The organism is candidate division KSB1 bacterium (assembly GCA_022562085.1).
Classification (GTDB): Bacteria; Zhuqueibacterota; Zhuqueibacteria; order Oceanimicrobiales; family Oceanimicrobiaceae; genus Oceanimicrobium.
In genome coordinates this window covers 1-2,808 of sequence record JADFPY010000454.1, presented here as the reverse complement: position 1 = coordinate 2,808, position 2,808 = coordinate 1, and the positions used below count along the sequence as shown (strand labels likewise).

Here is a 2,808-nt window from a genome sequence, read left to right as displayed (position 1 = left end):
AAATTTCTACAAATTTCAAATTGCGCTTGTAATGATTCTTTAATTTTTTTTCTAAATGCATTTATCCGTGCCAATCAGTGAAAATCCGTGGCTTAATTATTTGGTTGCGGCTTTGCCGCGCTGTGTGAATCCGTGGCTAAAAAATTTAATGTGCAAGGGCCTTTTGTAAGAACATTTTGCTTGACTAATTGACAACAAATTTGAATTTTATAAAAAGTTAAACTTTCTGATTAATAATCCGTTTTTCTAAATAATTTCACTAAATCTAAAAAAATCCATGCGAGTAAATCAAATGCTAACTAATTTTTTGAAATTTATTTTAATCTTCAGTTTTCTTTTATCCATCTCTTCAAGGATCCTGGGGCAACCGGCTACTTTGGTCGTCACAGACACCATCAAGAAAATAGAATTTCGCGATCAGCTCACTTTGGTGAGCAGGACCCAGGCGATTCGCAGCAGCCAGGTGGTGGCTGCTATCTCTGGGCAGGTGGCGAGGATTAATGCAAGCGAAGGCACCAAAGTCAAAAGAGGCGCACCCCTGGTGACTATTGAACAAGCGACCCTTCAGGCTATTTTTGACGCGAAAAAAGCGGAAGCAAATCGGGCCAAAGCCCAATCAGAAGCAGCAGCAAGGGAATTCGAACGAACAAAGGGACTGCACTCGCAAGACTTAATTTCCGAAAGCATCATCGATTCAGACAGCGCCACTGCCATCGCCGCGCTCGAGCGTTATCATCAGTTGACAGCAGAACGAAAGCGGCTGGCAATTGATCTGGCAAATTGTATTATCAAAGCCCCGTTCAGCGGTCACACGGGTCGCCAGTTAATTGATGTCGGCGAATGGGTCAATCCCGGAACGCCGGTTTTTGAATTAATCGATCCCTCTGCTATCAAAGTAACGGTTGACTTACCGGAAAGGTATTTCGGCCGGCTCGAAGTCGGCAGCGAGGTCATGGTAACAGCCTCAAACGATCCCGGCAAATCCCGAACCGGTCGGGTAACCGGCATTTCGCCGAGTGCAAGCGTATCAACCCATACGTTTCCGGTATTTGTCACCGTGGATAACAAAGACGGATTTCTCGGCGGCGGCATGCTGGTCAGAGCCACTCTTTCACTGAATAAGAAGTTTACGAGTTTGGCGGTTTCCAAGGACGCCATCGTGCGCCAGGGATTGCAGACCATGGTTTACACAATCGAAGATGGCAAAGCGGTTATGATCCCGGTAGTGACATCCTCAACAAATGAAGACATGATAGCCATCGAAGGAGACCGGCTTAGAGAAGGAATGCCCGTCGTCGTTCGCGGCAATGAACGAATCTTTCCGGGAAGTCCGGTTAGGCTGCAGGGTGAAAGTTCTAACCATTCTAATTAAAATTACAAAAGACAAAAAACAAATTTCAAACAAATCACAATGACTGAAATCTCAAATTCCAAACCTGTTTACGATCTTGAGGAAAGAACCGCTCAACTAAAAGTTGAAAATCACAAATGCCAGTAAACAAATCTCAAACAAATTTACCATGTCCAACAAACCAAATTCCAAACCTGTTTACGATCTTGAAGAAAGGACCTTTCAATTCGCCAAAACGGTAAGGCTTTTTGTTAAAGCGCTACCGAAGACACTTGCAAATATCGAGGACGTATTTTGAAATTTATTTGTAATTTGTCTTTTGTTTTTTTGAGGTTTTGAAATGGATACACATGAATTGTAAAATTACAATCACGTAAGGTAAATTTGGCATTTGGCACACTTGCATTGTGAGAATAGGTTTTGTATATTTCAGGTAGAATTCTTGATGAAGGACATTAGCAATTATGCAAACCACAAATTTGAATCTTAACCAAATTGTTGAACTGGCTAAAAGCCTCTCGCTTGTAGATAAGTGTTCACTTGTCAAAAAGTTAAATCGCCAAATCGATAAAAGTCTGCCGGAACAAACTTCTATCGATGAAGCTGTTGCTCTTTACCTTGCGGATCAATGCAGTCTTGGAAGAGCAGCGGAACTTGCCAATATCACTCGCTGGGAAATTATCGATATCCTAAAAACCCGAAATATTCCCATCACGATAGAAACTGAATTTACAACTGAGGAAATAGACGCCATTGCCGATGAGTTTGAGCGCGAAGGTCATCGGTGATCGTAATAAGCGATACCAATATACTTAGTTCCTTTGCTGCAGGTGATGCGTTTCATCCTCTCTTCCAATTATTTACCAAAACCAAGATTCATACTCCTCCATCCGTTAAACATGAATTGCAAGCAGGAATCGCACATGGCCACAAACACCTTAAGAAAGTCTTGGAATCCTTTGACAGGGATGAGCTGCAAATTCTTAAACTTTCCAAACAAGAGCAAAAGTTAGCCAACGAACTACCCAAAAACCTAAATGTGGGTGAGTGCGAAGCCATTGCGTTATCCAAAGTTCGCAAAGGCCAATTATTAACGAATGACAAAAGAGCGGTTCGATATTGTAAAGAACGGCGTATCAAAGTATTAGATTTAGCTGTGCTTCTCCGCCTGCTTTGGACTCGTGGCATTGTAACACAAGAAGAAGTAAATATCATGCTAAAGAAAATGAAGGAAGTCGAAAACCTACAACTCAGCCGTGACACACTTGACATAATTTTTGCTCAAAGTTAAATAATATAATATTGAAATTCACATTCTTGTTTATTAAAATCAGTGTGAATCCGTGGCTAAAGTAAGGAAGAGAAGTGAGTTTAATTAACAGTTCCATCCGCTTTCCTGTCACCGTCATCGTCGGCGTTCTCATCGCCATTATCGGCGGTTTCGTTGCCTTAAGAAA

3 protein-coding genes are annotated in these 2,808 nt (G+C 41.7%); all 3 read left to right on the top strand.

The window, feature by feature from the left end:
• Positions 1-292 precede the first annotated feature (292 nt).
• The 3 genes from IH879_22125 (at position 293) to IH879_22115 (ending at position 2,642) form a co-directional block, all read left to right on the top strand.
• Positions 293-1,372, top strand: coding sequence for an efflux RND transporter periplasmic adaptor subunit (locus IH879_22125; protein MCH7677624.1), 1,080 nt, complete (start codon positions 293-295; stop codon positions 1,370-1,372).
• Between the two features lie 443 nt (positions 1,373-1,815).
• Positions 1,816-2,139 carry a UPF0175 family protein gene (locus tag IH879_22120; GenBank protein MCH7677623.1) on the top strand — a complete coding sequence of 108 codons (324 nt, stop codon included), beginning with the start codon at positions 1,816-1,818 and terminating at the stop codon, positions 2,137-2,139.
• Entirely contained in the window at positions 2,136-2,642 is a 507-nt protein-coding gene (locus tag IH879_22115) for a PIN domain-containing protein (GenBank protein MCH7677622.1), read from the top strand. Before IH879_22120 ends, IH879_22115 begins: the two co-directional genes overlap by 4 nt.
• The last annotated feature ends 166 nt before the right edge of the window (positions 2,643-2,808 follow it).